The organism is Kocuria sp. MNB10 (assembly GCF_054073685.1).
The window spans coordinates 273,193-299,695 of record NZ_CM133411.1 but is presented as its reverse complement, the minus strand read 5'-3'; the positions used below and the strand labels follow the sequence as shown (position 1 = coordinate 299,695).

The 26,503-nt window shown below is 66.3% G+C and carries 18 protein-coding genes, 3 rRNA genes and 1 pseudogene; 16 read left to right on the top strand and 6 right to left on the bottom strand.

Translation table 11 applies throughout. The annotated features are described in order from the left end of the window. Positions 1-37 precede the first annotated feature (37 nt). From ACW9PK_RS01285 to rrf, 9 genes are all read left to right on the top strand, one after another. Positions 38-1,243: an argininosuccinate synthase gene (locus ACW9PK_RS01285; RefSeq protein WP_064845922.1), complete on the top strand. Its 1,206-nt coding sequence runs from the start codon at positions 38-40 to the stop codon at positions 1,241-1,243. 140 nt (positions 1,244-1,383) lie between these two features. After that, on the top strand, positions 1,384-2,829 hold the full coding sequence (gene argH / locus ACW9PK_RS01280) for an argininosuccinate lyase (protein ID WP_457016278.1): 1,446 nt from the start codon (positions 1,384-1,386) through the stop codon (positions 2,827-2,829). Beyond that, positions 2,826-3,536, top strand: coding sequence for a DNA-3-methyladenine glycosylase (locus ACW9PK_RS01275; protein WP_085106714.1), 711 nt, complete (start codon positions 2,826-2,828; stop codon positions 3,534-3,536). Before argH ends, ACW9PK_RS01275 begins: the two co-directional genes overlap by 4 nt. Before the next feature lie 40 nt (positions 3,537-3,576). Then, on the top strand, positions 3,577-4,104 hold the full coding sequence (locus ACW9PK_RS01270; protein WP_064845919.1) for an adenine phosphoribosyltransferase: 528 nt from the start codon (positions 3,577-3,579) through the stop codon (positions 4,102-4,104). 69 nt (positions 4,105-4,173) lie between these two features. Then, the gene (locus tag ACW9PK_RS01265; protein WP_167318634.1) at positions 4,174-6,489 is read left to right on the top strand and encodes a HelD family protein; all 2,316 of its coding nucleotides are present in this window, start codon (positions 4,174-4,176) and stop codon (positions 6,487-6,489) included. 13 nt (positions 6,490-6,502) lie between these two features. Next, entirely contained in the window at positions 6,503-7,810 is a 1,308-nt protein-coding gene (tyrS, locus tag ACW9PK_RS01260; RefSeq protein ID WP_064845917.1) for a tyrosine--tRNA ligase, read from the top strand. Positions 7,811-8,431: 621 nt separating this feature from the next. Beyond that, a 16S ribosomal RNA gene (locus tag ACW9PK_RS01255) occupies positions 8,432-9,963 on the top strand. Between the two features lie 438 nt (positions 9,964-10,401). Beyond that, a 23S ribosomal RNA gene (locus ACW9PK_RS01250) occupies positions 10,402-13,529 on the top strand. A 223-nt stretch (positions 13,530-13,752) separates the two neighbouring features. Then, a 5S ribosomal RNA gene (gene rrf / locus ACW9PK_RS01245) occupies positions 13,753-13,869 on the top strand. The 16S, 23S and 5S rRNA genes sit together here, the layout of an rRNA operon. A gap of 405 nt (positions 13,870-14,274) precedes the next feature. Here the strand turns inward: rrf and ACW9PK_RS01240 are convergent. The 4 genes and pseudogenes from ACW9PK_RS01240 to ACW9PK_RS01225 all read right to left on the bottom strand — a co-directional run bounded on the left by ACW9PK_RS01240 (position 14,275) and on the right by ACW9PK_RS01225 (position 17,687). Next, positions 14,275-14,889 (bottom strand): response regulator, encoded by a 615-nt coding sequence (locus ACW9PK_RS01240; RefSeq protein WP_457016277.1) that lies wholly within the window; start codon positions 14,887-14,889, stop codon positions 14,275-14,277. Beyond that, entirely contained in the window at positions 14,882-15,400 is a 519-nt protein-coding gene (locus ACW9PK_RS01235) for a hypothetical protein (protein WP_457016276.1), read from the bottom strand. Before ACW9PK_RS01235 ends, ACW9PK_RS01240 begins: the two co-directional genes overlap by 8 nt. A 27-nt stretch (positions 15,401-15,427) precedes the next feature. Continuing rightward, a pseudogene (locus tag ACW9PK_RS01230) lies at positions 15,428-16,736 on the bottom strand (ISL3 family transposase). A 105-nt stretch (positions 16,737-16,841) separates the two neighbouring features. Further along, positions 16,842-17,687 carry a histidine kinase gene (locus ACW9PK_RS01225; RefSeq protein ID WP_457016275.1) on the bottom strand — a complete coding sequence of 282 codons (846 nt, stop codon included), beginning with the start codon at positions 17,685-17,687 and terminating at the stop codon, positions 16,842-16,844. 199 nt (positions 17,688-17,886) lie between these two features. Here ACW9PK_RS01225 and ACW9PK_RS01220 point away from each other — a divergent pair, with 199 nt between their 5' ends. Further along, the gene (locus ACW9PK_RS01220; RefSeq protein WP_098055181.1) at positions 17,887-18,369 is read left to right on the top strand and encodes a small multi-drug export protein; all 483 of its coding nucleotides are present in this window, start codon (positions 17,887-17,889) and stop codon (positions 18,367-18,369) included. A gap of 126 nt (positions 18,370-18,495) precedes the next feature. On the opposite strand, the gene ACW9PK_RS01215 is transcribed toward ACW9PK_RS01220, so the two are convergent. Beyond that, the gene (locus ACW9PK_RS01215; RefSeq protein ID WP_144932299.1) at positions 18,496-19,707 is read right to left on the bottom strand and encodes a dicarboxylate/amino acid:cation symporter; all 1,212 of its coding nucleotides are present in this window, start codon (positions 19,705-19,707) and stop codon (positions 18,496-18,498) included. Positions 19,708-20,167: 460 nt separating this feature from the next. Then, positions 20,168-20,839: a hypothetical protein gene (locus ACW9PK_RS01210; protein WP_457016274.1), complete on the bottom strand. Its 672-nt coding sequence runs from the start codon at positions 20,837-20,839 to the stop codon at positions 20,168-20,170. Between ACW9PK_RS01210 and ACW9PK_RS01205 the strand changes: the two genes are divergently transcribed. From ACW9PK_RS01205 to recN, 6 genes are all read left to right on the top strand, one after another. Next, complete coding sequence (locus ACW9PK_RS01205) at positions 20,792-21,589, top strand: hypothetical protein (RefSeq protein ID WP_457016273.1); 798 nt, start codon at positions 20,792-20,794, stop codon at positions 21,587-21,589. The genes ACW9PK_RS01210 and ACW9PK_RS01205 overlap by 48 nt on opposite strands. Beyond that, entirely contained in the window at positions 21,576-22,616 is a 1,041-nt protein-coding gene (locus ACW9PK_RS01200) for an HAD-IIA family hydrolase (protein ID WP_457016272.1), read from the top strand. The genes ACW9PK_RS01205 and ACW9PK_RS01200 overlap by 14 nt, the downstream gene beginning before the upstream one ends. Continuing rightward, a complete protein-coding gene (locus ACW9PK_RS01195) occupies positions 22,613-22,849 on the top strand; it encodes a hypothetical protein (RefSeq protein ID WP_064845384.1) in 237 nt (78 codons plus the stop codon). The genes ACW9PK_RS01200 and ACW9PK_RS01195 overlap by 4 nt, the downstream gene beginning before the upstream one ends. Then, the gene (locus ACW9PK_RS01190) at positions 22,846-23,589 is read left to right on the top strand and encodes a TlyA family RNA methyltransferase (protein ID WP_368844973.1); all 744 of its coding nucleotides are present in this window, start codon (positions 22,846-22,848) and stop codon (positions 23,587-23,589) included. The genes ACW9PK_RS01195 and ACW9PK_RS01190 overlap by 4 nt, the downstream gene beginning before the upstream one ends. A gap of 78 nt (positions 23,590-23,667) precedes the next feature. Next, complete coding sequence (locus tag ACW9PK_RS01185) at positions 23,668-24,765, top strand: NAD kinase (protein WP_085105864.1); 1,098 nt, start codon at positions 23,668-23,670, stop codon at positions 24,763-24,765. Further along, on the top strand, positions 24,762-26,474 hold the full coding sequence (recN, locus tag ACW9PK_RS01180) for a DNA repair protein RecN (protein WP_085105865.1): 1,713 nt from the start codon (positions 24,762-24,764) through the stop codon (positions 26,472-26,474). Before ACW9PK_RS01185 ends, recN begins: the two co-directional genes overlap by 4 nt. Positions 26,475-26,503 lie beyond the last annotated feature (29 nt).

Below are 26,503 nucleotides of genomic sequence, written 5' to 3'. Positions count from 1 at the left end.
TAGTCGGCGTCGTCGAGCAGTTGTGGAGGAAAGCACCGTGAGTGATCGCGTGGTATTGGCCTACTCGGGCGGATTGGACACGTCCGTGGCCATCGGGTGGATCGGTGAGGCCACCGGTGCCGAGGTCATCGCCGTGGCCGTGGATGTCGGACAGGGTGGCGAGGACCTCGAGACCGTGCGTCAGCGCGCCCTGGACTGCGGTGCCGTGGAGGCGTACGTCGCGGACGCCCGTGACGAGTTCGCGAGCGAGTACTGCATGCCCGCGTTGAAGGCCAACGGTCTCTACATGGACTCCTACCCCCTGGTCTCGGCCGTCTCCCGCCCGGTGATCGTCAAGCACCTCGTGAAGGCCGCGAAGCAGTTCGGTGCCACCACGGTGGCCCACGGCTGCACGGGCAAGGGCAACGACCAGGTGCGCTTCGAGGTGGGCATCCAGACCCTGGGTCCCGAACTCAAGTGCATCGCGCCGGTACGTGACCTCGCGTTGACCCGTGAGAAGGCCATCACGTACGCGGAGAACAACAACCTGCCGATCGCCACGACCAAGAAGAACCCCTTCTCGATCGACCAGAACGTGTGGGGCCGCGCGGTGGAGACCGGGTTCCTCGAGGACATCTGGAACGCGCCCACCAAGGACGTCTACGACTACACGGACGATCCCACGTTCCCGCCCGCCGCGGACGAGGTCGTGATCACGTTCGAGCAGGGCGTGCCCGTGGCGCTCGACGGCAAGCCCGTCACGCCGCTGCAGGCCATCCAGGAGCTCAACCGCCGCGCGGGTGCCCAGGGTGTGGGGCGGATCGACATCGTTGAGGACCGGCTCGTGGGCATCAAGTCCCGCGAGATCTACGAGGCCCCGGGTGCCATGGCGTTGATCGCCGCGCACAAGGAACTCGAGAACGTCACGATCGAGCGCGAGCAGGCCCGCTTCAAGAAGACCGTGGGTCAGCGCTGGACCGAGCTCGTCTACGACGGCCAGTGGTTCTCCCCGTTGAAGAAGTCCTTGGACGTGTTCATCGAGGACACCCAGAAGTACGTCAACGGTGACATCCGTATGGAGTTGCACGCGGGCCGGGCCACCGTGACCGGGCGGCGTTCGTCCACGGGTCTCTACGACTTCAACCTGGCCACGTACGACGAGGGTGACTCCTTCGACCAGTCCAACGCCCGCGGGTTCATCGAACTGTTCGGGATGTCCTCCAAGGTGGCCTCCCGCCGCGAGCAGGGCCTCGCCGAGGGCTGACATCCGTCTCCCGCGCCCCGGTGCGCGGGTGATCACCACATCATCGCGAACGGCCGGGCTCCTAGACTGGAGCCCGGCCGTTCCCCACGCCGGGTGAGTGCCCGGCAATCCACGGTCCCACGACGTCCACGAGGAGCATCATGGCCCAGCACGAGCAGCACGGAACCAACGAGGGCGCCCTGTGGGGCGGTCGATTCGCGGGCGGGCCCGCGGACGCCCTCGCCGCGCTGAGCAAGTCCACCGATTTCGATTGGCGTCTGGCGCCGTACGACATCGCGGGGTCCCGCGCCCACGCCCGCGTGCTGCACACGGCCGGCCTGTTGAGCGAGGACGAGTTGAGCGGGATGCTGGACGCACTTGACCGGCTCGAGGCGGACGTGCGCAGCGGGGCGTACGCGCCGTCGCCGTCGGACGAGGACGTCCACGGGTGCCTCGAACGCGGGCTCATCGAGCGCGCCGGGGCGAACCTCGGCGGCAAGCTGCGCGCGGGTCGCTCCCGCAACGACCAGATCGCGACCCTGGGTCGGATGTACCTGCGCGACCACGCCTCGATCATCGCGCGCAACCTGCTGGAGCTCGTGCGAGCCCTCGTGGAGCAGGCGCGGCGCCACCCGTACGCCCCCATGCCCGGGCGCACCCACCTGCAGCACGCCCAGCCCGTGCTGCTGTCCCACCACCTGCTCGCCCACGCGTGGGCGGTACTGCGGGACGTCCAGCGGCTCGCCGACTGGGACAACCGTGCGGCGGTGTCCCCGTACGGTTCGGGCGCGCTCGCGGGATCGTCGCTGGGCCTGGACCCCAATGCCGTGGCGGCCGAGCTCGGCTTCGACTCCGCGGTGTTCAACTCGATCGACGGCACCGCGTCGCGGGACGTCTACGCGGAGTTCGCGTGGGTGTGCGCCATGGCCGCCGTGGACGTCTCCCGGATGAGCGAGGAGGTGACCACGTGGGCCACCAAGGAATTCTCGTTCGTGACCCTGGACGACGCCTATTCGACCGGCTCATCGATCATGCCGCAGAAGAAGAACCCGGACGTCGCGGAACTAGCGCGCGGTAAGGCCGGGCGGTTGATCGGTGACCTCGCGGGTCTGCTCGCGACCCTCAAGGGGTTGCCGCTGGCGTACAACCGGGATCTGCAAGAGGACAAGGAACCCGTCTTCGACGCGATCGACCAGCTCGAGGTTCTGTTGCCCGCCGTCACGGGCATGATGGCGACCCTCGAGTTCCACACGCTGCGCCTCGCCGAGCTCGCCCCCCAGGGTTTCGCGCTCGCGACCGACGTCGCCGAGTGGCTCGTGCGCCAGGGCGTCCCGTTCCGCGAGGCGCACGAGGTCTCAGGGGAGGCCGTGCGCGTGTGCGAGGACGAGGGCATCGAGCTGTGGGACCTGACCGATGAGCAGTTCGCCGCGATCTCCCCGCACCTCACGCCCGGGGTCCGGGAGGTGCTCACGGTCGAGGGCTCCCTGTCCTCGCGCAACTCCCAGGGCGGCACCGCGCCGGACGCGGTCGCCCAACAGCTCACCGAGCTCGAACGGCAGCTCGCGGAGCTGGACGCCTTCGCCGCGCGCGAGCCCGTCGTCTCGTGACGGCCGGACTGCACGAGCTTCTCCTCGCCCCGGCCCCCGACGTCGCTCCCCGGCTGCTCGGCGCCGTCCTCGTGTGCGCGCGCCCCGGGGGCACGGTGGGGCTGCGGCTGACCGAGGTCGAGGCCTACGGCGGCCCGCAGGACTCGGACCTGCCGGATCCCGGGGCCCACACCTACCGGGGTCGCACGGCGCGCAACGCCTCGATGTTCGGCCCGCCCGGGCACGTCTACGTGTACTTCACGTACGGGCTGCATCACGCGGTGAACTTCGTGTGCCGGCCCGAGGGCGTCGGGGGCGGTGTCCTGATCCGCTCGGGCGAGGTCGTGCTGGGCTCCGAGGTGGCCACGCAGCGTAGGCTCGCGAACCGCAGTTCCGCACCGGCCTTCGCCTCGCTCGCGCGCGGGCCCGGCAACGTGGCGCAAGCCCTCGCACTGACCCGCGACGACGACGGCGCCGCGCTCGCCGATCTCGGCACCGCCCCCGATCCCGTGGCCCGGGCGCGCGAGGAGGTCGAACGGCGCGGTGAGGACACGTGGACCGGACTGGTCCTCGCGCAACGCCCCGCGAGCGACGTCGTCGTGACGGCCCGGACGGGCGTGTCCGGGGAGGGCGGGACGGACGCGTACCCGTGGCGCTACGCACTGCCGGGCGAGCCCACGGTCTCCCCGTACCGCAAGGCCACCGTCAAACGCCGCCGCACGCGCTAGCGCACCGCCCGCCGCGCGGTGCGCCGGATACGATGGAGCGGTGACTGAATCCGTGGAACAGATGATCGACCGGTTGTGCGCCAAGATCCCCGACCATCCCGAGCCGGGGGTGCTCTTCCGCGATCTCACGCCCCTGTTCGCGGACGGGGACGGTTTCCAGCGCACCGTGGACGCGCTCGTGGACGCCTTCCGCGGCCAGTACGACTGCGTGGCCGGTGTGGAGGCGCGCGGATTCATGATCGCCGCGGCCGTGGCGTACGCCTCCGGGGTGGGGATCATCCCGGTGCGCAAGGCGGGCAAGCTCCCGCGCGAGACCATCTCCCAGGCCTACGACCTCGAGTACGGCACGGGCACCCTGGAGATCCACACCGACGACGCTCCCCGCGGTTCGCGCGTCCTGGTCCTGGACGACGTCCTCGCCACGGGCGGGACCCTGGGTGCCACGGCGTCGTTGTTGACGCGCGGCGGGTACAACGTCGCGGGTTTCGGCGTGATCATGGAGCTGACTGCGCTGCGCGGCCGGGCCCAACTGGGTGGGCATCGCGTGCGCGCACTGTTGCGCGTGTGACGGGGGAGTCGCGCGGATCGAGCGGTAGGATAGACGATCGCCGGTTGAGCGACCGGACCCGTCGGCAGTGTGCGTGAGGTGAAGTGCGTGGAGGAATCCGCATCCGTGGAGGTGTCCCGGCAACTGGGGGAGGAACGGCGCTACGTCGCCGAGGCCTACGCCCGGTTGGACGAGTTGCGGCAACTCAATGCGGACGAGTTGCGCCGCGTCCGGACCACGAACTTCGGCGGGGGACACCAGGCGCGCTCCGAACGTGACGCATTCGCCACGCATTACGAGGACCGCCTCACCCAACTCAACTCGGTGGATGAACGTTTGGTCTTCGGTCGCCTGGACACCACCGAGGGGGAGCGGCACTACGTGGGCCGGCTCGGACTGGCCACGGAGGACCACCGCCGGCTCGTACTGGACTGGCGGGCCCGCGAGGCCGGGGCCTTCTACCAGGCCACCGCCGCCAACCCCATGGACCTGGTGCGTCGACGCCACCTCATCATGGACGGGCGGGACGTCACCGCCCTCGAGGACGACGTCCTGGATCCGGGTGCCGTCTCCGACGCCGAGGTTGTGCACGGCGAGGGCGCGCTCATCGCGGCCCTGAACTCCGAGCGCACGGGCCGTATGACGGACATCGTCGCCACCATCCAGGCCGAACAAGACCGCATCATTCGCGCCCCGCTGTCCGGGGTGCGCGTGGTCCAGGGTGGCCCGGGTACCGGCAAGACCGCCGTGGCCCTGCACCGTGCCGCGTACTTGTTATACGAACACCGGGAGCGGCTCGCCAAGTCGGGTGTGCTGATCGTGGGTCCGTCGTCGTCGTTCCTGTGGTACATCGAACGCGTGCTTCCGGCGCTCGGGGAGACCGGCGTGGTGATGTCGTCCCTCGCGGACCTCTATCCGGGTGTGCACGGCACGGTCGAGACCGACCCCTGGGTGACCCGTTGGAAGTCCGGGCTGCACATGGTGGACGTCATCAAGCGCGCCGTTGCTGACCGGGAGAAGGTTCCCGAGCGCACGCAGTGGCTCACCGTGGACGGCCACCGCGTGCGGCTCGAACCCTCGCTCGTGCGCCGGGCCCGGGAGCGTGCGCGCGCCACGGGCAAGCCGCACAACGAGGCCCGCGAGACGTTCGTGAAGGTCATCGTCAAGGAGCTCGCCCAGAACCTCGGGGACGAGCTCAACGAGAAGGCCGGGACCACGATGGACCGCTCGTACCTCAAGGAGGACCTGCGACAGTCCCGAGAGGTACGCATCGCGCTCAACCTGCTGTGGTTGCCCTTGACACCCCAGCAACTCGTGGCTCAGTTGTTCACCAAGGAACACTACCTGCGCTCCGCCGCCCCGCGGCTCTCGGACGCCCAGGTCTCGCGCCTGTTGCGGCCCGTCGACGCGCCGTTGACCGTACCCGACGTCGCCCTGCTGGACGAGGCCGCGGAACTGCTGGGCGACTTCGAGTCCGCCGGTATCAAGGTGCGCGGAGACCGTTCGCTCGAGGAGCGCAAGGCCCAGGAATCGGCGCAGAAGGCGCTCGAGGCCATGGCGGAGGGTTTCGAGGACATCGGTGCCCAGGGCGTCGTCACGGTCGAACAGCTCACGTCTTTCAACGCTGAGGCGCCGCACCGGATGACGGCGGCCGAAGCGGCGTCGTCGGACCGTACGTGGGCGTACGGGCACGTAGTCGTGGACGAGGCGCAGGAACTCTCGCCCATGCAGTGGCGCGTGCTCATGCGCCGGTGCCCCCTGAAGTCCTTCACGGTGGTCGGGGACATCGCCCAGGCGGGGAACGCGGCGGCGGCCCGGACCTGGGACGAGGCGCTCGAGCCGTTCGTGGGGGAGCGCTTCACGCTCGAGGAACTCACGGTCAACTACCGCACCCCGCAACCGATCGCCGACGCCGCGGTGCGGGTCGCGCAGGCTACGGGGATCGCGGTCTCCGATCCCACGGCGGTGCGCGGCGGCGATCCGCCCGTGATCGTGCCGGTGGCCGTCGAGGCGGAGCTGGCCGCGGAGATCGTGGCGCAGGTGCGGCGCGAACTGGAGCGGCTCGCCGGGGGTCTCGTGGGAGTGGTGTGTCCCGGGGGACGTTTGGCCGCGGTGGGTAAGGCCCTGGACGAGGCCTTCCCGGGGCTCGTGGCCGCGGGCATGCGCAGCCTGGACCGGCGGATCATGGTGCTCACCCCGTGGGATGCCAAGGGCCTCGAGTTCGATTCCGTGGTGGTCGTGGAACCCACGGAGATCGCGGACGACCCCGCCGGGGGCCCGGGAAATCTGTACGTGGCCATGACGCGTCCCACCCAGCGGTTGTACCTCGTGGCGGCCCACGGACTGCCCGACGGGATCACCCCGCAACCCGGGGAACCGGGCGCCGGGGACCCCACGGCGGCCTGATAACTTAGTCCACGTGTCAACCACCGATCTCAGCACCCAGCACAACGATCCGTCCTTCTCCTCCCTGTGGGAGGAGCTGAACTGGCGCGGACTCGTGCAGGTCTCCACGGATGCGGAGGCCCTGCAGGAAACGCTCGACGGTGGTCCCATCACGTACTACTGCGGGTTCGACCCCACGGCGTCCTCCCTGCACCTGGGACACCTGGTGCAGTTGTTGCTGCTTCGCCGACTCCAGCTCGCGGGACACCACCCGATCGGTCTGGTCGGCGGGTCCACCGGGCTGATCGGTGATCCGCGGCAGACCTCGGAACGCGTCCTGAACTCGCGCGAGACCGTGGCCGAATGGGTAAACCTGCTGCGCGAACAGGTCCAGCGGTTCCTGTCCTTCGAGGGGGACAATCCCGCGCGCATGGTCAACAACCTGGACTGGACGTCCCAGCTGTCCGCGATCGATTTCCTGCGGGACATCGGCAAGAACTTCCGCGTGGGCACCATGATCAAGAAGGACATCGTGGCCAAGCGGTTGAACTCGGAAGAGGGGATCTCCTACACCGAGTTCAGCTACCAGATCCTGCAGGGACTGGACTTCCTCAACCTGTACCGGCAGTACGACTGCGTCCTGCAGACCGGCGGTTCCGACCAGTGGGGCAACCTCACCTCCGGCACCGACCTGGTGCGCAAGGCCGAGGGTGCCACGGTGCACGCGATTGGCACGCCGCTGATCACCAACTCGGACGGCACCAAGTTCGGGAAGTCGGAGGGCAATGCCATCTGGCTGGATCCGGAACTGACCTCGCCCTACGCTTTCTACCAGTTCTGGCTCAACACCGCGGATGCGGACGTGGCGGATCGACTCAAGGTCTTCACCTTCCGCACCCGCGAGGAGATCGCGGAACTGCAGCGTCTCACCGAGGAGGAACCCTTCCGGCGTGAGGCCCAGAAGGTCCTAGCCTCGGACGTCAACACCCTGGTGCACGGGCCCGAGGCCACCCGCAAGGCGATCGAGGCGTCCGCCGCCGTGTTCGGCAAGGGTTCCTTCGAGGACCTGGACGAAGACACGCTCGCGGCGGTCGCGGCAGAGTTGCCCCACGCGGAGGTCGCACCGGGTGAGCACGCCGTGGTGGATCTGCTCGTGGCCACGGGCCTGGCGGAATCCAAGTCCGCCGCGCGGCGCACGCTCAAGGAGGGCGGTGCTTCCGTCAACAACCGCAAGCTCTCGGGGGAGGACGCCACCCTGACCGCGGACGACCTGTTGCACGGTCGGTTCGCGCTGCTGCGCCGGGGCAAGAAGAACCTGGCAGCCGTCACGGTCGGGAGCTGATCGTCGGGCACCGGGTCCCCGTCGGGCCCTGGTCACATACCCCGGGCATGGACGCCCGGAACCGCCGCACGGCGGAGCACCCGCGAGCCGGGGCCAGCGTTTTGCGCCGGTCCCGGCTCGTGTGTAATGTATTCCGAGTCGCCGCGGCGAGGAACCGAGAAGGAACCGGAGCCGCGGGGTGACCAGCAAAGATCAGCCCGACATGTCGGACCTCGTTCATGCTATGGTTACCTGGCATTCGGCAGCGCGAAGCGAATCGGCTTGAACAGTCAAGTTGACACGCCGAGCAACGCGGAACTAAGCTTGATGAGTCGCTTCGCGGCGGACCGAAGAGGTTCGATCCGAGAGGCAGCTACCAAAATCGTCGATCGGCCCCGAGCGGTTCGATCGGACAACCGACCGTTGTGGCCCTGGTGAGGGGTCTGGTGGTGTGGTTTGTTGTTTGTCAACTCAATAGTGTGTCTAGTTTGTTGATACCAAAGTTTTTGTTTTTGGTTGATGGCCTGACAGTCCCCTGGGTGTTTTCCCGTTTCCTGGGGGTGTTGGGTGTCAGCTGGGATCCTGCCCTGGTTCTGCTGCGCTGTTTGGTGTGGTGGTGGGGTGGTTTCTGTTGAATGTTTTTTGACGGAGAGTTTGATCCTGGCTCAGGACGAACGCTGGCGGCGTGCTTAACACATGCAAGTCGAACGCTGAAGCTTGGTGCTTGCACTGGGTGGATGAGTGGCGAACGGGTGAGTAATACGTGAGTAACCTGCCCTTGACTCTGGGATAAGCCTGGGAAACTGGGTCTAATACTGGATATGACCTCCTGTCGCATGGTGGGGGGTGGAAAGGGTTTGTACTGGTTGTGGATGGGCTCACGGCCTATCAGCTTGTTGGTGGGGTAATGGCCTACCAAGGCGACGACGGGTAGCCGGCCTGAGAGGGTGACCGGCCACACTGGGACTGAGACACGGCCCAGACTCCTACGGGAGGCAGCAGTGGGGAATATTGCACAATGGGCGCAAGCCTGATGCAGCGACGCCGCGTGAGGGATGACGGCCTTCGGGTTGTAAACCTCTTTCAGCACGGAAGAAGCGAAAGTGACGGTACGTGCAGAAGAAGCGCCGGCTAACTACGTGCCAGCAGCCGCGGTAATACGTAGGGCGCAAGCGTTGTCCGGAATTATTGGGCGTAAAGAGCTCGTAGGCGGTTTGTCGCGTCTGCTGTGAAAGCCCGGGGCTTAACCCCGGGTGTGCAGTGGGTACGGGCAGACTTGAGTGCAGTAGGGGAGACTGGAACTCCTGGTGTAGCGGTGAAATGCGCAGATATCAGGAAGAACACCGATGGCGAAGGCAGGTCTCTGGGCTGTTACTGACGCTGAGGAGCGAAAGCATGGGGAGCGAACAGGATTAGATACCCTGGTAGTCCATGCCGTAAACGTTGGGCACTAGGTGTGGGGGACATTCCACGTTTTCCGCGCCGTAGCTAACGCATTAAGTGCCCCGCCTGGGGAGTACGGCCGCAAGGCTAAAACTCAAAGGAATTGACGGGGGCCCGCACAAGCGGCGGAGCATGCGGATTAATTCGATGCAACGCGAAGAACCTTACCAAGGCTTGACATACACCGGATCGGCTCAGAGATGGGTTTTCCTCCTTGTGGGGCTGGTGTACAGGTGGTGCATGGTTGTCGTCAGCTCGTGTCGTGAGATGTTGGGTTAAGTCCCGCAACGAGCGCAACCCTCGTTCTATGTTGCCAGCACGTGATGGTGGGGACTCATAGGAGACTGCCGGGGTCAACTCGGAGGAAGGTGGGGATGACGTCAAATCATCATGCCCCTTATGTCTTGGGCTTCACGCATGCTACAATGGCCAGTACAATGGGTTGCGATACCGTGAGGTGGAGCTAATCCCAAAAAGCTGGTCTCAGTTCGGATCGTGGTCTGCAACTCGACCACGTGAAGTCGGAGTCGCTAGTAATCGCAGATCAGCAACGCTGCGGTGAATACGTTCCCGGGCCTTGTACACACCGCCCGTCAAGTCACGAAAGTTGGTAACACCCGAAGCCGGTGGCCTAACCCTTGTGGGGGGAGCCGTCGAAGGTGGGACTGGCGATTGGGACTAAGTCGTAACAAGGTAGCCGTACCGGAAGGTGCGGCTGGATCACCTCCTTTCTAAGGAGCACGCTGACCGGCCGGGTGGCTGGTGGCCCCACAGACCACGAGATCGTGGTGCGCCGTTGAGTCGGTGGTGGGTGTTTTGCTCATGGGTGGAATATCAGCAAGCGGACACGGATACTACGCACACGGGAACACTGCCGGCTTGGATGGTTGGTGGTGGTGTGTGTGGGGGTTCGTGGTGGCACATTGTTGGGTTGTCGATCAACAAGTTACGTTGGTTGGTTTCCTGGGGCACTGACGCATCCATTGTGGTGGGTGTGTGGTGTTGGTGGGTTGTTGTTTGTCAACTACATAGTGGACGCGAGCATCTTTGACGCCGCGTGCATCTGGTCACACGATGATCACGGTCAAGGGGTTTTTTAGATTCCTGGTTGTGGTGGTGTGGTGGGTGTGTGTGGTGTGTTCTTTGATGATTGTTTTGTGTTGTGTGGCGTAGAAGTTGTTACGGGCACACGGTGGATGCCTTGGCATCAGGAGCTGATGAAGGACGTGGAAATCTGCGATAAGCCTCGGGGAGCTGATAAACGAGCTGTGATCCGAGGGTCTCCGAATGGGGTAACCCGGCTGCGTATCATGCGTGGTCACTCGTATCTGAATTCATAGGGTGCGAGGAGGAACGTGGGGAAGTGAAACATCTCAGTACCCATAGGAAGAGAAAACAATAGTGATTCCGTGAGTAGTGGCGAGCGAAAGCGGATGGTGGCTAAACCGGTTGTGTGTGATACCTGGCGAGGGTTGCATGATCGGGGTTGTGGGATGCGTTGTTCTCGGGGTCGCCACCCCGGGCGCTGTGGCGCTGTGGTAGTCGAACTGGTGGTGAGTGCCAGACCGTAGGGGGTGTGAGTCCCGTAGACGAAACCGTGGTGTGCGTGGTGTGACGTTGTTCCCGAGTAGCACGGGGCCCGTGAAATCTCGTGTGAATCTGCCAGGACCACCTGGTAAGCCTGAATACTTCCTGATGACCGATAGCGGATCAGTACCGTGAGGGAATGGTGAAAAGTACCCCGGGAGGGGAGTGAAATAGTACCTGAAACCGTGTGCTTACAAGCCGTTGGAGCCTTTTGGGGTGACAGCGTGCCTTTTGAAGAATGAGCCTGCGAGTTAGTGTTACGTCGCGAGATTAACCCGTGTGGGGTAGTCGTAGCGAAAGCGAGTCTGAATAGGGCGTTGTGTAGTGGCGTGATCTAGACCCGAAGCGGGGTGATCTACCCATGGCCAGGTTGAAGCGCGTGTAAGAGCGCGTGGAGGACCGAACCCACTTCAGTTGAAAATGGAGGGGATGAGCTGTGGGTAGGGGTGAAAGGCCAATCAAACTCCGTGATAGCTGGTTCTCCCCGAAATGCATTTAGGTGCAGCGTTGCGTGTTGCTTCCCGGAGGTAGAGCTACTGGATGGCTGATGGGCCCTACAAGGTTACTGACGTCAACCAAACTCCGAATGCCGGTGAAGTGTAAGCGTGGCAGTGAGACTGTGGGGGATAAGCTTCATAGTCGAAAGGGAAACAGCCCAGACCATCAACTAAGGCCCCTAAGCGTGTGCTAAGTGGGAAAGGATGTGGAGTTGCTTAGACAACCAGGAGGTTGGCTTAGAAGCAGCCACCCTTGAAAGAGTGCGTAATAGCTCACTGGTCAAGTGATTCCGCGCCGATAATGTAGCGGGGCTCAAGTACACCGCCGAAGTTGTGGCATGACACCGTATAGCCGAGCCGTTTGTGGTTGAGGTGGTGTTGTGGGTAGGGGAGCGTCGTTGGGGTAGTGAAGCTGCGGGGTGACCCAGTGGTGGAACCTCAACGAGTGAGAATGCAGGCATGAGTAGCGATAGACGGGTGAGAAACCCGTCCGCCGGATGATCAAGGGTTCCAGGGTCAAGCTAATCTGCCCTGGGTGAGTCGGGACCTAAGGCGAGGCCGACAGGCGTAGTCGATGGACAACGGGTTGATATTCCCGTACCGACGAAGAACCGACCCTATCGAACCGGGGATACTAACCACCCGAACCATCACGATCCGTGGCCGTTTACGGTCACGGGAGTGTGTGGGGAGCGTGGGACCTGATCCGGGGAGGTAAACGTGTTAACAGGTGTGACGCAGGAAGGTAGCCGAGCCAGGCGATGGTTGTCCTGGTCTAAGCATGTAGGGCGACCCGTTGGTAAATCCGCGGGTCATGGGCCTGAGATGTGATGGGACTCTCTTAGGTGAGGGAATTCGGTGATCCTATGCTGCCAAGAAAAGCATCGACGTGAGGTTCTAGTCGCCCGTACCCTAAACCGACACAGGTGATCAGGTAGAGAATACTAAGGCGTTCGAGAGAATCATGGTTAAGGAACTCGGCAAAATGCCCCCGTAACTTCGGGAGAAGGGGGGCCCTGGTTGGTGAACACCCACGCGGTGTGAGCTGGTCGGGGTCGCAGAGGCTAGAGGGAAGCGACTGTTTATCAAAAACACAGGTCCGTGCGAAGTCGTAAGACGATGTATACGGACTGACTCCTGCCCGGTGCTGGAAGGTTAAGAGGACTCGTTAAACCCTTCGGGGTTGAAGCGGAGAATTTAAGCCCCAGTAAACGGCGGTGGTAACTATAACCATCCTAAGGTAGCGAAATTCCTTGTCGGGTAAGTTCCGACCTGCACGAATGGAGTAACGACTTCCCTACTGTCTCAACCATGAACTCGGCGAAATTGCAGTACGAGTAAAGATGCTCGTTTCGCGCAGCAGGACGGAAAGACCCCGAGACCTTTACTATAGTTTGGTATTGGTGTTCGGTGTGGCTTGTGTAGGATAGGTGGGAGACTGTGAAGCCGTCACGCTAGTGGTGGTGGAGTCGTTGTTGAAATACCACTCTGGTCACTCTGGATATCTAACTTCGGCCCGTGATCCGGGTCAGGGACAGTGCCTGATGGGTAGTTTAACTGGGGCGGTTGCCTCCTAAAGAGTAACGGAGGCGCCCAAAGGTTCCCTCAGCCTGGTCGGCAATCAGGTGTTGAGTGTAAGTGCACAAGGGAGCTTGACTGTGAGAGTGACAGCTCGAGCAGGGACGAAAGTCGGGACTAGTGATCCGGCGGTACATTGTGGAATGGCCGTCGCTCAACGGATAAAAGGTACCTCGGGGATAACAGGCTGATCTTGCCCAAGAGTCCATATCGACGGCATGGTTTGGCACCTCGATGTCGGCTCGTCGCATCCTGGGGCTGGAGTTGGTCCCAAGGGTTGGGCTGTTCGCCCATTAAAGCGGTACGCGAGCTGGGTTCAGAACGTCGTGAGACAGTTCGGTCCCTATCCGCTGCGTGCGTTGGAAATTTGTGGAGGCCTGTCCTTAGTACGAGAGGACCGGGACGGACGAACCTCTGGTATGTCAGTTGTTCCGCCAGGAGCACCGCTGATTAGCTACGTTCGGGATTGATAACCGCTGAAAGCATCTAAGCGGGAAGCTTGCTCCGAGATAAGATTTCCTGACCTCCTTTGTGGGGTGTGAGGTGCCCAGTAGACGACTGGGTTGATAGGCCAGATGTGGAAGCGTTGCAAGACGTGGAGCTGACTGGTACTAATACACCGAAGACTTCTACACACACATAGCCTTCATTCGAAGAATGTGATGTTCGCGTCCACCATGTGGTTGACCACCAACAACCCCCCACCCCTACCCGGCCGCGCAGGCTGGTGCGTGGGGTGGGCTGGGGGTAGTGGTTGGTAATATAATAAAGCTTGGTCCACGAAACACGGGACCCCATGGTTTCATCACCCCACGCATGGTTGCTGGTAGTCACCGTGTAGGGGTTGGTGGCAGGGTTTCCGGTGGTTATAGCGTGGGGGAAACGCCCGGTCCCATCCCGAACCCGGTAGCTAAGACCCACAGCGCTGATGGTACTGCACTCGGAAGGGTGTGGGAGAGTAAGACACCGCCGGGATTAACATGAAAGAAAGAAGTGGTCGAGGCCGCACCCCCTTAGGGGGCGCGGCCTCCCACCATTTAACACACCTAAACGCACACAAAGCCCCCCGAGGAATACTCCTCGGGGGGCTTTGTTCATAGAGTGCGCCCGTCGGTATCCCACTTACGATAGTTCTCCCACATCGCGGCGAGGTTCGGCTCAGCAAGGCGATGCTTCCACGGGGCAGGGTGCGCGAGGTCGAGACAGTGTCCGTGGATAAGGGTACGCTGCACGTCCCGCTGGGCGAGGAGATCGTGCACTGTAAACGCCACGGTGGGCTTCACCCTGGCGCCAGCGGCGATGGGTTCGTTCGGGCCACCACTGGATCGGGTTCTTCTGCCGCACCCCGATGCGAGTTGACAGCGTCACGCTCTCTCACTCTCAGATCCATCCCTCGTCCCATGCCCGCTGCACGGCCTCCTGACGGGTGGACACGTGCAACTTGGCCAGGGCCGAGGAGACGTAGTTCTGGACGGTTCCCGGTGCGAGATGCAGGGCCGCAGCCGCGTCCGCGAGAGTGGGCTGCTGTGCGGATTCACGCAGCACGCCCAGTTCCCGGTCACTCAGAGGACATGCGGAGCCCGATAGCGCACTGGCGGCGATTTCCGGATCCACGTACCGCTTGCCGGCCGCGATGTCCCGCACCACCTGGGCCAGCTTCTCGGAGGGCGTGGACTTGGGGAGGAACCCGGACACGCCCGCAGACAGGGTGCGGCGCAGTACTCCGGGGCGGGCGTGGCGCGTGACCATGAGGATGCGGGTGTCCACCGAGCTCACGATGCGTTGCGCCGTGTCCACGCCATCCGTGGGCGGCATCTCCAGGTCCAGGATGCACACAGTGGGGGAGTGCTGCTGAGCTGCCCGTAGAGCCTCGGCCCCGTCTGCGACATCGGCCACCACGTCGAAGTCGTCCTCGAGTCGCAGCAGGGCAGCAAGGGCCCCGCGGATCAGGTGCTCGTCGTCCGCGAGAAGGATCGTGATCCGCTCGTCATTCATGGTCGTCTCCTGTCATGGGCACGCGCGCGGTCAGGGTGAAACCGGCGTGCGCGGGATCGAAGGTGTACGTGAGCGTGCCTCCCAGCGCCGACAGTCGTTCACGCAGCCCCGCCAATCCGTTCCCGGTGGAGGCGTCCGGCGTGGATTCCGAGGACGGGGACGCGCCGTCGTTGTGGATGACGAGTTCGAGATGAGCGCCCCCGCCCGGCAGGCGTCGGCGCCGTGCGGCACGACCGGTGGGTGCGGCGTCGTCGTCACGACCCGTGGACGAGATCAAACGCAGCGAGATCCGCGCGGAGGAGGCGTGGGAGTGCCGCAGGATGTTAGTCGTGCCCTCCCGCACAACGAGGCCCAGCACATTGCTCGTGACGGTGTCACCGCGGCCGTCCTCGATGCAGTCGGGGAAGGGTCGTGAGCGACCGGCCCAGGTCCGCAGCATCGGGGGCAGGTCCACGTCCGTGTGGATCCCGGCCGCGCCGAGAACGGAGGACGCGTTCTCGAGCTCGTCCACGAGAGTGGTGGAGCGATAACCGGCTCTTCAGGATCCAGGGTGTAGGTGTGGTCTGAATCCGCCGGCTTCGAGGAGTGCGCGGGCGATGTAGTTGGTGAGGTTGCGGAAGCCGGGGGCCAGGCCACGCAGGTGCTCGAGGCGACCGTTCACGGCTTCGGTAGGTCCGTTGCTCGTGCGTGGCCGGTCGAAGTAGGCCAGGACGTCGCAGGCGCGTCTGGTCAGGGTGCGGCCGAGCTTGCGCAGTTCTACCAACGCCTCAGGCACACTGTCGGCGAGGGCGTCGATCACGGAGCTCATCTCGACGCGGCCGGCTGCCCGGCCGGGGTGACGGTAGGCGGAGATCATGCGCTGGTAGATCCCCCAGGTGCACTCGACTTGCACGTGCCGGTCCCCAGCGAAGAGCTTGTCAAGGCGCTCGTGCTGGCGGTCGGTGAGCAGGTCAGCCCCGGTGTGCAGGGTCCGCCGCGCGGTGTAGAGCGGGTCGCCCTTGCGTCCGCGGTGTCCGTGCAGTTCCTGCTGGACTCGGCGGCGGCACTCATCGAGAGCGTCCCCGGCCAACCGGATGACGTGGAAGGGATCCATAACCGTGACGGCGTCCGGCAGCTCCTCGGTGGTGGCGGTCTTGAAGCCCGCGAACCCATCCATGGCCACGACCTCGATCCCATCGCGCCAAGCCTGGCCCCGCTCGGCCAGCCAGTCCTTGAACGCCTTCTTCGGCCGACCTTCGACCACGTCCAGCAGGCGTGAGGGCCCGGTGCCGTCCCGGACCGGGGTGAGGTCGATGATCGACGGTGACGTACTTGTCACCGCGCCGGGTGTGCCGCCACACGTGCTCATCGACCCCGACGACCTTGACACCGTCCAGGCGGGTCGGGTCCTCGATGAGCAGACGCCGGCCCTCAGCCAGGACCGCGTCGTTGGCGGTGTTCCACGCCACGCCCAGTCCTTCGGCAACTCGGGGCATCGACAGGTGGCCGACGACGATCCCGACCAGACCCCACCGCAGGCCGGCGCGGGAGATCTTGGCCCGCGGCGGCGCCGCAGCGGTGGTGTCCTGACGCCACACGTGCGAGCACTCCTTGCAGCGGTAGCGGCGCACGGTGAGCACCAGCGTGGTAGGGCGCCACCCGAACGGCTCGTGCGCCAACTCCCTGCTCACCGTGTCACGGGGCACGCCCTGGCAGCCGCACCGCCTGCACCAGTCGTCCGGCTCCACGACCCGGCACGCCAGCACGGACCGGTCAGGCTCGAGCAGCTGGCCGGTGACCTCCAGACCGAGGCCGTCGAGGCGGGTGAAGGTAGTCAGGTCAGGGCGCGTGAAGGTAGCGTCAGGCACGTCGAGGTCTTCCGGACGGGTTGTGTGAGAACTCCCATCACCGGAAGACCTCGACCCTCACCCCGACACCGACGCGCCGCCCCAGGTCGCACCACAGCTACACCCTCATCTGTGAAGAGCCCGATAACCCTGGACCAGGGAGCGTGTGTCACGCAGGGCTTCCTGCGCGCCTGCGTGAGCCGCGAGGACCTGCTCGCGGGCGGCGTCGTACTGCTGTTTGCCGAGCAGGCGGGCCGCGAGATCCGTGGTGAGGCTGATGACCTGCAGGTGATGTCCCTGGACGTCGTGCAGGTCCGCCGCGAAGCGCAGCCGCTCGTTCGCGATGGCCAGGTCCGCGGCACGGCGCTGAGCGGCCTCCAGCTGTAGCATGACGCCCCAGACCCACAACGAGGAGGGGATGGCGAGCAGGACGATCCCCGCGTACTGGATGGTCATGGCGACGTCCATCGCGGTCGGGTTCATCACCCCCATGGCCCAACAGACCAAGAGGTACACGGGCGGGATCGCAGCGGCCACGAGGAACAACCAGCGCCAGCGGTGCTCGGGCTGCAGGCCGGCCGTCATGACCACTACGGCCAGGGGGAGTGCGGCGTAAACCCCTCGGGGGCCGACGCTCGCCGCGAGAACGGCGCACACAATCCCCAGGATCGCAGCCACACCCATGAAAGGAGTCAACACGGCCGCCCGACTCACACCCCGACGAATCCGCAACAGCCCTGCGGCCCAACACAGCAGGCTCGTCACGCCGATGATCCCCGTCGTGACGTACGCGGCCGCCGATGGCCTGAACGCAATGGCCGCGAAGTTCAGGAAGAACACGTAGAGCAGGATGCCCACCAGCGTGAGGTAGGTGCTCCACCACACCAGGCTCATGTTCCGGCGTTGCCGCGCGAGGTCGAGCTCGTGCTGTTCTGCGCCGTGGACCGGCGCGGACGTAGGGATCGCCGACATGCCTCCACCCTAGGGGCCGGGTGATCCGGATATGACACATGTCATGTGGGCTGATGACATCCGTGGCCAAGGTGGTGACGCGGGCTCACTGCCGCGAACGGTCCCCGCGCGGAAGAGTGGTGGGCAGAAGGGCACGACAGCCCGAACACACGTCCACAGCGCGGCGCTCAAGCACCCGCCGGAGGAGAGGAAGAACGCCATGCAGTGGTTGCAGGAGAATGTGGAGGCCGCGGGGCAGACCGTTCAGGCCCTGTTCCTGATGCTGGGCGGGGCGATCCCGTTCATCGAGTCCTACGGGGCCTCGGCGGTGGGGGTCATCGCGGGGATCCATCCCGTGATGGCGGTGCTCTTCGCCGTGATCGGCAACATCGTCTCCATGACCCTGTTGGTCCTGTTCGCGGAGCGGGTCCGGAAGTTCTTCACGCGCAATCGGGACGAGCGCAAGGAGCCGAGCAAACGTCAGCAGCGTTTCGTGAGGATGTTCGAGAAGTACGGGGTGGCCGGGGTGTCAATCCTGGGTCAGGCCGTGCTGCCCAGTCAGATCACCTCGTCCATGATGGCCGGGGCTGGCGTGGCCAAGGGGAAGATCATCTTCTGGCAGTGCATCTCGATCGTGCTGTGGGGTGTCCTGTTCGCCGGCCTCGCCTCGGCGGGACTCTCCGTGATCACCGGGGTCTCCTGAGCGGGTGTTCCCTGAGCGGGCCACCCGTACCGGCACCCGGCCACGAGATGACGACGGCGCGTCGCACAGTGCGACGCGCCGTCGTCATGGATCGCAGGTGCGGGCTGCGAGGCCCGCACGAGATGGTCAGACGGTCGACTCCGCGGGGGCGTCACGCAGGCGCCCGCTCTTGTCCTTGAGCATGCGGTCCATGACGGCGGCGATGGCGCCGTCGCCGGTGACATTACATGCGGTGCCGAACGAGTCGATGGCCACGTAGGTGGCGATCATGAGCCCCACGGCGGTCTCGTCGAAGCCCAGGGTGGACTGCAGGATGCCGACCGCGGCCATGATCGCGCCGCCGGGGACACCGGGCGCGGCGACCATGGTCACGCCCAGCAGCAGGATGAACCCGATGTACTGCCACGTGTTGATGGGCATCCCCGAGATGGTCATGATCGCCAGGGAGAACAGCACGATCTTCATGGTGGACCCGGAGAGGTGGATCGTGGCGCACAGGGGAATGGTGAACCCGGCGACGCGCTCGTCCACGCCGTTGCGCTTGGTGCATTCCAAGGTCACGGGGATGGTCGCCGCGGACGATGACGTGCCCAGCGCCGTGGCGTACGCCGGGAGCATGTTCTTGAGCATCACGAACGGGTTGCGCTTGGCCACGAGGCCCGCCAGGCAGTACTGGATGATCAGGATCACCACGGTCATGATGAACGCCAGGATCACCACGCGCAGGAAGGTGGAGATCACCAGGACGATCTGCCCGTTCATGGTGAGGCTCAGGAACATGCCGAAGATGTAGACGGGCAACAGCGGGATGATGATCTTCTCCACGATCCGCATCACGATCGTGCGCAGCTCCCCGAACCCGCGGTGCAGGGAGTTGCCCTTGACGAACGTGATCCCCACGCCGATGCAGAAGGCCAGGATGAGAGCTGTCATCACGTCGAACACGGGTGGCATGGTGATGTCGAAGAACCCGCTCAGGGCGTGGTCCTCCGGGTTCTCCAGCCCGTTGACGGACCTGTCACCGCCCAGCAGCCACGGGTAGCTCGCTTTGGCCACGAGGAACGCCAGGAGACCGGCGAAAATGGTGGACCCGTACGCGATGGCCGCCGTCACGGCCAACCACTTGCCCGCGCCCCGCCCCAGATCCGCAATGGCCGGTGTCACGAGGCCCACGATGATCAGGGGGATCAGAAACCCCAGGAACTGGCTGAAGATGCCGTTGAAGGTTATGAACACCCGTGCGAGCCATTCCGGGAAGAAGAGGCCGAAGACGACGCCCAGGACGATGGCCACGAGGACCCGCAGAAGCAGGTTTTTGGAGAGGGATCTCAAACGCATGCTTCATTATGTACGGCGCCCACCCTCCTTGCGGTTCACTCCGCGCGCGGATCATCCCGCCGCGGCCCGTTCGAGTGCCGCGACCGGCCCGTCCATGGCGTTGGGAGTGCTCCGCGCACCGTTTGTAGAATGCTCTTCGAGAACATCCGGCGGTGCCAGATCCCGCCCCCGCACCATGGCCGCAGGCCGCAGTAGGAGACACCCCTTGAGCGAATCTGAACAGCACGGTTCCCACGATCGTTCCGATCGTCGACGCGGCGGGGGTGACCACGGCGGCCGGTGGGGCCGTGACGAGCGCGGTTCATCCCGCGGTGGGGGAGACCGCCGGTTCTCCCGGGGCGACGACGATCGTAGGGGCACGGATCGCCGTGGCTCCGATCGCTCCTCGTACCGCGGGGGCTCGGGGGGCCGTCCCGGAGATCGGGACGGTTTCGGCGGCCGAGGCGGCAGCGGACGCCGTTCATCCGGCGACGACGCTCGCAGCGGCTACCGGGGCCGGGACGAGCGGGCGGGGAGTTACGGCGGGCGCGGTGACGAGCGCAGGAATGATGACCGGCGAGGCGGCTACCGCCGTGACGACGATCGACGCGGTCCGCGCGACGGCGCTCGTGGTGAGGAACGGGGCGGCTACGGTCGTCGGAACGACCGTCGTGAGGGCGGCTACGGTCGTCGGAACGACCGTCGTGAGGGCGGCTACGGGCGTCGGGACGAGCGTGGTGACCGGGACCGTCGTGAGGGCGGCTATGGACGTCGGGACGACCGTCGTGATGGTGGTTTTGGGCGACGTGATGATCGCGGGGACCGGGATCGCCGGGACGGGGGCTTCGCGGGCCGGGGTGGTGACCGGGCTCGCCAGGGCGGTGGGCGCGGCTTCGGAGCGCGCGACGAGCGCCGCGACTACCGTGACGACCGGCGCGGTGACGCACGTGGCCCCGAGCGCGATGACCGCCGAGATGCCCAGCCGCGGTTCGTGGCCCCGGACATCGACGCGGACGTCACGGGTCGGGAGATCGACCGGACCGTGCGCCGGGAACTGCAGGCCCTCGAGGCGAGCAATGCCGAGCGGGTGTCCAAACACCTCGTGATGGCGGCGCGCTATCTCGACGACGATCCCGAATTCGCCCTTGAACACGCCAACGCCGCCGTGCGTAAGGCGGGGCGGATCGGCGCTGTGCGCGAGGTTGCCGGGATCGCGGCGTATGCGGCCGGTGACTACGCGCTCGCCCTGAAGGAGTTGCGCACCCACCGGCGGATCTCCGGTTCGCAGGCACACCTGCCGCTCATGGTGGACGCCCAGCGTGCCCTGGGCCGCGTGGACAAGGCCATGGAAGAGGCCATCTCGGATGCCGCTGATGCGCTGGACGCCGAGGGCAAGGCCGAGCTCGCCATGGTCGTGTCCGGGATCCACGCCGACGCCGGTGACGAACAGGCCGCGCTCGCGGCGCTCGAGATCCCCCAGCTCGACAAGAACCGCGGGTTCTCCTACAGCCCCAAACTTTTCCGCGCGTACGCGGACGCCCTGCGCGCGGTGGGTCGCGACAGCGAGGCCATGTCGTGGGATCGCCAGGCCATCGTCGCGGAGGCGGCGCTGGGCATGGGCCAGTTCTCCGAGCCCGAGATCGTGGACCTGGGTGACGACCTGGACGAGGACGACGCTCGGCGCACCGTCCGGGAGGCCCAGAAGCGACACAGCGCGGACCGCCCCAGTGATGACGCCCCCGAAGTGAGCACGGACTCCCACGAGGAGGCGGCCCCTGCGCGGGTGGAGACAGCGCCGTCGGACGACGCGGCCGCTCCGGGTGACGCGTCAGCCGACAACCACGCACCCGCCGAGAGCGCCGACGGCGAGCACGGGACGGACACCGGTCATGACCGCAACTGATCCCGCCCGCGAGGAGGGGAGCGAGGACGCGACGCTCATCGAACGGTTCGACGCCTTGCTGTGCGATCTGGACGGTGTGGTCTACGCGGGACCGCACGCGATCGACGGCGCCCCGGAGAGCCTCAAGCGAGTGAAGGACTCGGGGCGCGCGGTGATGTACGTGACCAACAACGCATCCCGATCCCCCGAAGCGGTGGCCGAGCACATCTCGTCCCTCGGCGCTCCCGCTCGGACGCAGGACGTGGTGAGTTCCGCCCAGGCAGCCGCGGCTTTGCTGGCGGAGCGACTCCCGCGGTCGGCGAAAGTGTTGATCACGGGGGCACAGGCGCTCGCGGACGAGATCCGCGCCGTGGGATTGACCCCCGTGACCTCCCAGGACGAGCAACCGGAGGCCGTGGTGCAGGGCTTCGACCCGCACATCGGATGGGAGCACCTCGCCGAGGCCGCCTTCACCCTCGCGGACGACGCCGTGCTGTGGTGCGCGACCAACACCGACCGCACCATCCCCAAGGAACGGGGGATCGCCCCCGGCAACGGGACGCTCGTGGCCGCTGTTGCCGCGGCGTCGGGCCGGGAACCCGTGGTCGCGGGCAAACCCGAGGCCCCCATCTTCCGCGAGGCGGCCGAGCGCGTCGGCGCCCGCAACTCCGCAGTCGTGGGGGACCGGCTGGACACCGACATCCTCGGGGCCAACAACGCGGGCATGCCCGGGATCGAGGTGTTCACGGGGGTGGACTCGCCGCGTTCGGTGCTCGCTGCGTGCACGTCCCAGCGCCCCACCTACCTCCTGGGGAACCTGCGTGAGCTGTTCGAACCGTATCCCCGGGTGGATGTCACGCACGACGGCGACCGGTTCCGCGCGCGGTGCCGCGAGGCCGTCGCGGAGACCGACAGCACCGCCGTGACGGTCACCGCGCCTCGCGACAGCCTGGACGGCTGGCGCGCTGCGTGCGCCGCGTGGTGGGCCGCCCATCCCGACGTCGACGTCGCTCACGAACCGTCGCTGACGTGGCAGGACCCCGCGTGAACGAGGAACACCCCGAGCCCCCGCACACCGGCCTGGACCCCGTGGACCGCGTGCTCGCGCGTGAAGCAAACATCGCCGCGCTCCCCGTCACGGAACAGGCGGCGGCGTACGAGGTCCTGCACGAGGAACTGGAGCGGATCCTCAACGCGTCTCCGGGTTCGTTGCCCGCCGGGCTCATCGACTCCGTGACGGAGCCTGGGTCGGACGCCGCGGGGGAGCGGGAGCACCCGTGAACGATCGGCTCGACCGGGCGCTGACCGCGCGCGGTCTCGCCCGGTCCCGCACCGTGGCCGCCGCTCTGATCAAGGCCGGGCGCGTGAGTGTGAACGGGTCCGCGGCCACGAAACCCTCCGCCGTGGTCACCTCGGAGGCTACGCTCGAGGTCGCGGCAGCCGAGGGCGAGGAGTACGTGAGCCGCGCCGGGCACAAACTGGCCGGCGCGCTCGAACGGTTCCCGGACGTGTACCCCGCGGGCAAGCGCTGTCTGGATGCGGGGGCGTCCACCGGAGGGTTCACGGACGTCCTGTTGCGCCGTGGTGCGCGCGAGGTCGTGGCGGTGGACGTGGGGCACGACCAATTGGTCCCCGAACTGCGCGTGGACCCCCGCGTCCGGGTCCACGAGGGGCTCAACGTGCGCTACCTGGATTCCGCCGAGATCGGCGGCCCCGCCCAACTCACGGTGTGCGACCTCTCCTTCATCTCCCTGACCCTCGTGGTCCCGGCGCTCGCGGCGGCCACGGAGCGTGGAGGGGACCTGCTGCTCATGGTCAAACCCCAGTTCGAGGTGGGGGCGCACGCGCTGTCCCGCACCGGCGTCGTGACGTCCGACGCCGCGCGGGAAGCGGCGGTGGAGCGCGTACGGGCGTGCGCGCGCGACGTCGGGCTCGAGGTCCTCGGCACGGCGCCCAGTCCGCTGCCGGGCCAGGACGGCAACGTGGAGTTCTTCGTGTGGTGCCGCAGCCCGAAGCACTGACCGCGTCGGGGCGCTCGCGTAGTGTTGGCTGAGTCAGCCCACCGTGGGAGTCGATCGCAGGAGGATGGTCTTCAGCTCGTGAGCCGGAAAATCTTGGTGATGACCCACACGGGGCGGCACGAGGCCAAGGAAGCGGCCCGCCAGTCCTGCGAACAACTGCACGACGCCGGGCTCGTACCCGTCCTCTGCCGCCCGGACCTCGAGGCCCTACGTGCGGACGGGTCGGACATGGCACCCGTGGAGATCCTCGAGGAGGACGTGGCGCTGCGCGAGATCGAGATCGTCATGGTGCTCGGCGGTGACGGCTCCATCCTGCGCGCGGCGGAACTGGTGCGCGGAGTGGACACCCCTCTGCTGGGCGTCAATCTGGGTCACGTGGGCTTCCTCGCCGAGTCCGAGCGTTCCGGGCTGAGCGAGACCGTGGAGGCCATCGTCGACGGTCGCTACACGGTGGAGCGGCGCATGGCCCTGGACATCACCGTGTGGGAGCAGCGCCGAAAAGTCCTGCACACGTGGGCGCTCAACGAGGCCTCCGTGGAGAAGGGCAACCGGGAGAAGATGATCGAGGTCGTCACGGAGGTGGACCGCAGGCCGCTGTCCACGTTCGGGTGTGACGGCGTGGTCATGGCCACCCCCACCGGCTCCACGGCCTACGCGTTCTCCGCGGGTGGTCCCGTGGTCTGGCCGGAGGTCGAGGCCCTGCTCATGGTCCCGCTGTCCGCCCATGCCCTGTTCTCCCGCCCCCTCGTGATCTCCCCGCGCTCCATGATGGCCGTGGAGGTGCTCACCCGCACGGATGCCCGCGGTGTCCTGTGGTGCGACGGACGGCGAACCGTGGACCTGCCCCCGGGATCGCGCATCGAGGTGCGCCGGTCCGAGAAGTCCGTGAACCTGGCCCGCATGCACGCGACCCCGTTCTCCGAACGCCTCGTCAGGAAGTTCGAACTGCCGATCGCCGGATGGCGTGGCCCCATGCCCAAGGAACAGCTCGAGGCCCTTACCTCGGCCCTGTCTGTCGTGCAGCCCACCACCAAGGTGGTCGCTCAGGACGAGGAACAACTCAAGCTCAGCGTGGGCCGGGAGATCCCGCACCACAACGACGCGCCCTGGCTCGATGGCGGCCCCTCGACCGGTGAGCGGACCGGCGACCGACCGGACGGGGCCTCCCGGTCATGATCGAGGAGATCCACATCCACGACCTCGGCGTCATCACGGACGCCGTCCTGCCACTGGGCCCCGGGTTGTCGATCCTCTCGGGTGAGACCGGCGCGGGGAAGACCATGGTGGTCACCGCGCTCGGCATGCTGCTCGGCAACCGCGCGGACGCCGGGTCCGTGCGCTCGGGCAGCACCAAGGCACTAGCGGAAGCCACCGTGCGGGTGCCGTCGGACCACGCCGCTGTGGCGCTCGTGGAGGAATCCGGTGGTGCGGTGGACAGCGAGACGGTCAATGGCACCGAGGAGTCCCTGGTCCTGCTCTCCCGCACCGTCTCGGCCGAGGGGCGCAGTCGCGCCCATGTGGGCGGCCGTTCCGCACCGGTGGGCACGCTCGGCGCCGTCGGTGAGACCCTCGTAGCCGTCCACGGGCAGTCCGACCAGCTACGCCTGAAGTCCCCGGCGGCCCAGCGCACGGCGCTCGACGACTACGCCGGCGCGGACGTTGCCGAGGAGCTCGCCACCTACCGCGGCAAACTCGCGCGCTACCGGGAGGTCGTGGCCACGTTGCGCGTGGCCAAGGAAAACTCCCGCGAACGAGCGCTGCAGGCCCAGGCGTTGACCACCGCGCTCGAGGAGATCGACGCCGTGGAGCCCGTTCCGGGCGAGGACGCCCAATTGGACGCGGAGAGCGAGAAGCTCACTAACCTCGAGGCCCTGCGCGGTGCGGCATTGTCCGCCCACGGGGCCCTGAGCGGATCCGACGCGGACGACGAACCGGACCTCAACGCCGTCGCCCTGCTGTCCCACGCGCACCAGGCGCTCGACCTCGTGGCGGAGTCCGACCCCGAACTCGTGGCCCTGGCCACCCGGGTGCGGGAGCTGACCGTGGTCGCCGCCGACGTCGCCGCGGACCTCTCGGGATACGCGAGCGGTCTGGACGAGGACGGCCCCGCGCGGCTCGCCGAGGTCGAGGCCCGCCGCAGTGCCCTGCGCGCGCTGACCAAGAAGTACGGTGCGAGCATCGACGAAGTGCTGTCCTGGGCGGACGAGGCCCGGACCCGGCTCGAGGGGCTCGTGGTGGACCCCCAACGCGAGGAACAACTGCGCGCGGAGGGCGAGAGCCTGCATGCGGCCCTCGTGAAGCACGCGACCAGGCTGTTGGAGCTGCGACGGGTGGCCGCCAAGAAACTCGCGGGCGCCGTGAGCGAGGAACTGAGCGCGCTGGCCATGCCCAACGCGTCCCTCGTGGTGGCGGTGGAACCCTCCGAGCGTTTCACGGACGACGGTAGGGACACGATCGAGTTCATGCTCGCGCCCCACCCGCAGGCCACACCCCGCCCGCTGGGCAAGGGTGCCTCCGGTGGTGAGCTCTCGCGCATCATGCTCGCGCTCGAGGTGGTGCTCTCCGAGGTGGACCCCGTGCCTACGTTCGTGTTCGATGAAGTCGATTCCGGTGTGGGCGGCAAAGCTGCCGTAGAGATCGGCCGGCGGCTGAAGATGCTCGCCAAGAACGTGCAGGTGCTCGTGGTGACCCACCTTCCCCAGGTCGCTGCGTTCGCGGATCAGCACATCCTGGTAACCAAGTCCTCGGACTCGAGCGTCTCGGACGTGAAAGTGCTCACGGACGAGGAACGCGTGGTGGAGCTGGCCCGCATGCTCGCGGGCCACGAGGACTCCCGTGCGGCCCGCGAACACGCGCGAGAACTCATGCGGGACGCCACCGCATGACCGACGACCCCCAACGCCCCGACGAGACA

Coding starts and splice junctions, on each gene's coding strand:
- recN (WP_085105865.1), top strand. CDS start 24,762: ATGATCGAGGAGATCCACATCCACGACCTCGGCGTCATCACGGACGCC.
- ACW9PK_RS01240 (WP_457016277.1), bottom strand. CDS start 14,889: ATGAATGACGAGCGGATCACGATCCTTCTCGCGGACGACGAGCACCTG.
- ACW9PK_RS01215 (WP_144932299.1), bottom strand. CDS start 19,707: ATGCGTTTGAGATCCCTCTCCAAAAACCTGCTTCTGCGGGTCCTCGTG.
- ACW9PK_RS01220 (WP_098055181.1), top strand. CDS start 17,887: ATGCAGTGGTTGCAGGAGAATGTGGAGGCCGCGGGGCAGACCGTTCAG.
- ACW9PK_RS01200 (WP_457016272.1), top strand. CDS start 21,576: ATGACCGCAACTGATCCCGCCCGCGAGGAGGGGAGCGAGGACGCGACG.
- argH (WP_457016278.1), top strand. CDS start 1,384: ATGGCCCAGCACGAGCAGCACGGAACCAACGAGGGCGCCCTGTGGGGC.
- ACW9PK_RS01205 (WP_457016273.1), top strand. CDS start 20,792: ATGGCGGCGCGCTATCTCGACGACGATCCCGAATTCGCCCTTGAACAC.
- ACW9PK_RS01225 (WP_457016275.1), bottom strand. CDS start 17,687: ATGTCGGCGATCCCTACGTCCGCGCCGGTCCACGGCGCAGAACAGCAC.